This window comes from bacterium, from assembly GCA_004299235.1.
Taxonomy (GTDB): Bacteria; Chloroflexota; Dormibacteria; order Dormibacterales; family Dormibacteraceae; genus SCQL01.
The window spans coordinates 1-5,614 of sequence record SCQL01000057.1 but is presented as its reverse complement, the minus strand read 5'-3'; the positions used below and the strand labels follow the sequence as shown (position 1 = coordinate 5,614).

4 protein-coding genes are annotated in these 5,614 nt (G+C 64.2%); 2 read left to right on the top strand and 2 right to left on the bottom strand.

The genetic code is table 11. The annotated features are described in order from the left end of the window. Positions 1 to 1,055: hypothetical protein (locus EPN29_13890; protein ID TAN31262.1), on the bottom strand; the 1,055-nt coding region annotated here is incomplete at its 3' end. A gap of 131 nt (positions 1,056 to 1,186) precedes the next feature. Here EPN29_13890 and EPN29_13885 point away from each other — a divergent pair. After that, on the top strand, positions 1,187 to 2,497 hold the full coding sequence (locus tag EPN29_13885; protein TAN31261.1) for a hypothetical protein: 1,311 nt from the start codon (positions 1,187 to 1,189) through the stop codon (positions 2,495 to 2,497). After that, entirely contained in the window at positions 2,494 to 5,238 is a 2,745-nt protein-coding gene (locus tag EPN29_13880; protein ID TAN31260.1) for a helix-turn-helix transcriptional regulator, read from the top strand. Before EPN29_13885 ends, EPN29_13880 begins: the two co-directional genes overlap by 4 nt. Positions 5,239 to 5,251: 13 nt before the next feature. Here EPN29_13880 and EPN29_13875 read toward each other — a convergent pair whose 3' ends face one another. Beyond that, positions 5,252 to 5,557, bottom strand: a complete 306-nt coding sequence (locus EPN29_13875; protein TAN31259.1) for a hypothetical protein — start codon at positions 5,555 to 5,557, stop codon at positions 5,252 to 5,254. Between the last annotated feature and the right edge of the window lie 57 nt (positions 5,558 to 5,614).

The window sequence follows — 5,614 nt, the reverse complement described above, 5'->3', positions numbered from 1 at the left end:
ACCGACGCTCCGGCTGTTTGCAGCATTTGCTGAACGAGAAGCGCAACTTGGCCCGGATGGCCCTCCGTCGCGATGATGCGTAGATGGGGTCGTGAGCGGGCCAGCAACACTCGCGCAGCGGACGCCCCGGGGAGCCGCGGCGCGGGGAGCAGACTTGTAGGCTGGAGCCAATCGCCGAAGACGTCCCGGGCGATCTGACGTTTATCGATCGAGGCGAAGACGGCGCGACGGATATCTGGATCCGTCAAGGGTCCGGATACGCAGTTGGCCAGGATCATGAGCGTCGTGCCGTCTTGGCGAAAAATACGCGCGCCGGCCTTCGCATACGCGCTCGCCGTTTCCGTCGGAGGATAGATGGCGACGTCGACGTCGTGCGCCTCGAATGCGACGAGCAAGGAGTTCCCGTCCGGGATGGTCTCGATCCGCAATTCATCGAGCGCCGCCGCACCGCGTGGACCGCCCACTGCGCGTACCAGCGTCGTGGAGCTGTTCGGCCGCGCCTGTTGGATCCGAAGGGGTCCTGTGCCGATATGCCCCGGCCGAACCAGCGGAATCGGCAGGGCTCCGCGCGGGCCGAAGAACTGTTCCGCAAAGGCCCCGAATGGGCGGTGCAGACGGACGGTCACCTCGGGCCCGTGGGCCGTGACGTCCACGACAGCGTCGAACGGAGGCGTAGAGCGGAGATCGACCCGCTTCGTCAGGCGTTGGTAGATCGTCACGACGTCGGCCCCGCGGAACGGAGCACCGTCGTGCCAGCGAACGTCGTCGCGCAGGACGTATCGATACGATAGGCCGTCGGCGGAGCGTTCCGGGAGCGCTGCCGCGAGCGCTGGGACCGTGCGACCGTCCGCCGAGATGCCGACAAGCCCGTCGGCGTATGCCCATGAGAGGATCTGGGCAAACGGAGCCGTGCCGACATAGGGGTCGGGATCGTCCACGCCATGGATCGTCGCTGCGTGCAGTCTCCCATTTGCGGCATGCGCCATAACAGGAGCCGAGAGCACGGAAGCCAGTCCGGCGAGGAAGGCGGGGCGACGCATGGCTGCGCTCTTCACGTCGAGCCGTGCTCGTCCTGCAGGCCGACACAAGGCGCGTGGACAAGAGCCCGTGCGACCGTGTGTACGTGGGAAGTCTCTATGAAGTTTGCAGTCGAGCCTCACGCTCTCTTTACCGGTCCCGGACGGACGTGACCATCGCGCAGGTCTCGTTCGGTATGCCACCGATCGACGTTGAGCGCCTCTTTAGGACCTTGCCGAAGACGCCAGGTTCCTACGATCGTAGCGTTTCCTTGGAGAAGACGCTGGCGCTCGTCCCGGAGCTTCGCCGGCGCTATGGTATCACACGCATCAGCGACGTCACGCGCCTCGACCGCGTCGCGGTTCCGACGATCTGCGCGGTCGTTCCGGACTCCGACGACGTCATCAGCAACTACAGCGGCAAGGGCGCAACGTACGAGCACGCGCTGGCCAGCGCGGTCATGGAGGCGACGGAGCGGCAGATCTGCGCGCAGTTCGATCCCCCTACCGTTAGTCTGCGCCCGTGCGACATTGGCGGGGGTATGGACCTCATGAGTCTTGGACTCAACGAAGAAGCTTGGGACCGCCCGTGCCAGTTCGTCGCCGGTCTCGACGCGATCAGTGGAGAGGGAGTGCCGGTGCCGCTGGCGTTGGTACGCTGTCCCTGGAACGGCCCGCGGACGTTCGACACCTGCTCGACCAATGGCCTGGCCTCCGGCAACAACTTGACCGAAGCCGTCTATCACGCGCTTTTTGAGCTGGTGGAGCGCCACGTATGGTCGATGACCCATGCGCGTGCGCATCTGCGCCCGCGTCTCCTGCTCGAGGCGTTCGCCCGCCGCATCGGAGTCGAGCCCGACTTTTCCTCGCTCGTGGACGATGCCGTGGCCAAGGAGATCCGATTGCCGACGGGCTGTGCGGCCGTCGATTCGCTGATTGCAGAGATCGAAGCCGCGGGTCTGAGTATTCGCGTGTTGGCGCTCGAGGAGCCGGGCCTTCCGGTGTGCATCATCGCGAGCATCCGGCAGCTCGGAGTCGATCCACCGCTCGCTCATGCCGGTCTGGGATGCTCGTGGTCACCGGAGCACGCGGCAACGCGGGCAATCACCGAGGCCGTGCAAGGGCGGCTCGTCGACTTTCAGGGTGCACGGGAAGATATGCTGCGCGAGGACGATCCCAGGACGTGTTACGGAAATCATGGGCGCCGGCGCTCAACGCTGCCGCACGGCCGCTGGTATTTCGATGCTCCCGCGCAGGTCGTGACGCTACGCAGCATCCCTGATCGCTCGTTCCCGGACCTCGGCCGGGAGCTGCGCGCGCTGGTCGATGCCGTCCACGCTGCAGGGGCGCCCCAAGTGGTCGTGGTCGATCTCTCGCTGAGCGATCTTCCGATCTCCGTCGCCCGCGTGATCGCGCCGGGTCTCGAGACCGGCATGGTGGACGGACGTATCGGCGCGGCCCTCCGGAGGGTCATCTCGTGAGCTCGCCATCCACGCGAAACGATCAGCCGCTGATAGGCCGCGGGGGTGCACGAAAGGCGTTGCTCGACGCGCTCGAGCGGGTATCGCGCGAGCGTGTGGCGGAGACGATCTCCTTGGTCGGCGTCTCGGGGCAGGGGAAGACAGCACTGCTGGCACAGCTCGCCTCGGACGCCGCCGACCGCGGACGTACGACCTTCGAGGCGGCTGCCCACGAGAGCCAGTCGAGCGTTCCGTTAGCTACCGCCCGTCGTTTGCTCCATCGGATTGTCGATCAAGTCGGGATCGAGCCCATGCGCCGGTACGCAAGCGGCCTCGAACAGGCGCTCTTCGCCCGCGACCTCGTTCTTGCGGAGCGGTTTGGCGTGGAGCAGGTCGCCGCTGAGGCGGATATTTTCCGCTTTCAGCGCTCATTCGTGGCGCTGCTCGAAGGCATGCTCGTCGATCTGCCCGTCGTCATCGTCGTCGACGACGCCCAGTGGATAGACGGCGAGAGTCTGAGGACGCTGCAGCTCGCCGCCGCCGATCTGGCAGTTTACCCGCTCTTGATCGTCCTCGCGCGGCGCCCGAGTGCCGAGGCTGAGCCGCATGCATCGGTGGCGGAGATCCATCTCGAGAGCCTCGAGCTAGACGCCGCGCGCTCCGTCGTCACGCAAGTCTATCCCGATGCCGGCGGCGCCGTCGTCGAATCGATCGTCGAGTGTTCTCAAGGACTCCCGTACGCGCTTGTCTCGCTGGCGTCGGAGGCGCGCACGCGGCACGTCAACGGCGCCGACGGGTTGCGTGAGAGCGTACGGGCCGTCGTGTTGGATCAAATGAGACGTCTCGACCCCGACGTGCAGACGTATCTCGAGACTCTCTCGCTCATGGAGCAGCCGTTGAGCTTCAAAGTCGCCGCGGTCATGGCGCAGAGTAGCGAGGTGGCGATGAATCACCTCGCGCACTTGGTGGGCTCGTTTCTCGTCGCGGAGGAAGGGAGCTTTCGCTTCTCTCACGCGCTTGTCTGCGATGCCGTACGGTCGATCGTGCGCTTTCCTGAAGCGGTCCATCAGAGGATCATGCGCGAACTGCTAGCTGAGCCGCATGCCGAGGGACAGTTTGCCGAGCGCATCGTCTACCATGCACGTGCCTGCGGCGAGGAGGACGTCGAGTACGAGTACCTCCTAAAGATCGCGCGCTCCGCGATAGCCTCCAGTGCCTGGCATACGGCCGAGGCCTGCTTCTCGCGGGCGCTCGAGGTGAGAAAGCCGCCGGCCGAAGGGCATACGGCATTCTACAATCAGTACGGCATGACGCTTCGTATTCTTAATCGGCCACCCGAGTTACAGTTCAGCGTAATCGATCGAGCCATTAAAGAAGGGCGGAACCTCGGAATAAAAGACGGGTTCGGCCCACTCGCGTTGACCCTTGTGTGGACGGTCGTGATGTATTTCCATGATTGGGAGCGGGCCAGGCACATATACGATAGTCTTCTGCAGTCGCTTGAGGACGAGCGCGATCGCTGGGACCTCCGCTCGATTTGGGCACACATTAACGCTGACCGGCTCGACACGGCGGTGGTAGGCGCGCTGAACGAGTTGCGGGCCGCAGAGTCGCCCGACCTATCGGATGCCGCTGCAACGAACTTTGCGTTCGCGGATCTCATGATGGATCAGCGGCTCCTTGGCCATCAGGAGGCGTTGGAGGCCCTCAACATCGCCCGCGTACGCGCCGACTTGAGAAACACGCACCACGGGATCGGGTGCATGATGCACGAGTTCCTCTTGAAGTTCTACGAGTTCGGCGTCAACGGCACGCGTGAGATCGTTTCGGACCGTTTGAGAGTGGCGCGGGTTCAATGGGCGCGGACAGGGTTTCTCCGCATGCTCTATTGGAGCTTGAGCCTCGAGATCGCCTGCGGTAATTTTGCCGCAGTCTTGGAGGCTCTGAGCGCTGTTGAGCTTGCAACCTCCCCCGATACATCGCGCGGCGAGATGTGTGCCCTTGCGGCGATGATCGCCGGCTTTACCGATCAGGGGACGGAGTTCGATACAGAGATTAAGCGGGAGGTTGAGCGCGCGATGCGCCTGCCCGACCCCAGCGTTCGCGACTTTCTCGTCGTAGCATGGGCGGCCGGCGAAGTGACGCGCGACGGCCGTGAAGCGACGCGGCACATCAATGCGGTTCGACCGGCGCTGGCAAGGCCCGCAACCTGGTGGTTGCCGTCGTGCCCCGCGCTCGCCGTGCTCTACGCTCAGCGCGCCGGCGACGTCGCACTGCTGGAGACGCTTGCGCAGGGTGAGGTGATTGAAGAGCGCTCACCGTGGCATAGGGCTCACGACTTACTGATGACAGGTTGGGCGTCGGACGCCCTGCGAGCCGGCAGCGGAAGACCGCGTTTGGAAGAATCCGCTGTCGTCTTCACGCGATTGGGGGCTACCTTTTACGCCGCATACGCGCGGAGCATCGCCGGGAGCGAGAGCGCTGCGGAGCGTGCGATGCTCCGAGACCTTGACGTGAGGCCTCCCGCACGCGTTGTTGGCGGCAAGAAAAAGCCGGCCAAGAGGCGCGAGGCGAAGGAGGGCTTGACGTTCAGGGAACAGGAGATCGCCGGTTTGGTTGCCGAGGGAAATACCAACCGGGAGATCGCGGTGGCGCTCTTCTTGAGCGAGCGTACCGTAGAGGCGCACCTTGCCAGCATCTTCAGAAAGCTAAACGTCACCTCGCGCGTTCAGGTGGCGAGATGGCGGCTCTCCCGGGAGTAACCGCGAGTCCGGGCTAGGTGGTTTTCTTCGTAACCACGCAGACGTTAGCGGGCTGATACATCTCGAACTGTCCTGAAGCGTGCTGGTCGAGTGCGGCGGCAAACGGCTGAAAAAGCGCATCACCCGCCTCACGAATCTTGGCGAGGTCGTCTTTGGACGGCGGGGTGGCCAGGCCGAGCAGACGTTGCATGTGCTGTGCCATCGGCGCGTGATAGTCGTCCGACGTTGCATAGGTTTCGAACGTCTTCCGCTCGTCGGGACTGGCAATGATGTGGGCGATATAGCGTGACGCGATGGATTGAGCCTCGTGGAGATCCATATGCATCCTCTTTCATCGTAGACGTGAGCTGGTACCCGATCGAAATTCGGCGGAGGA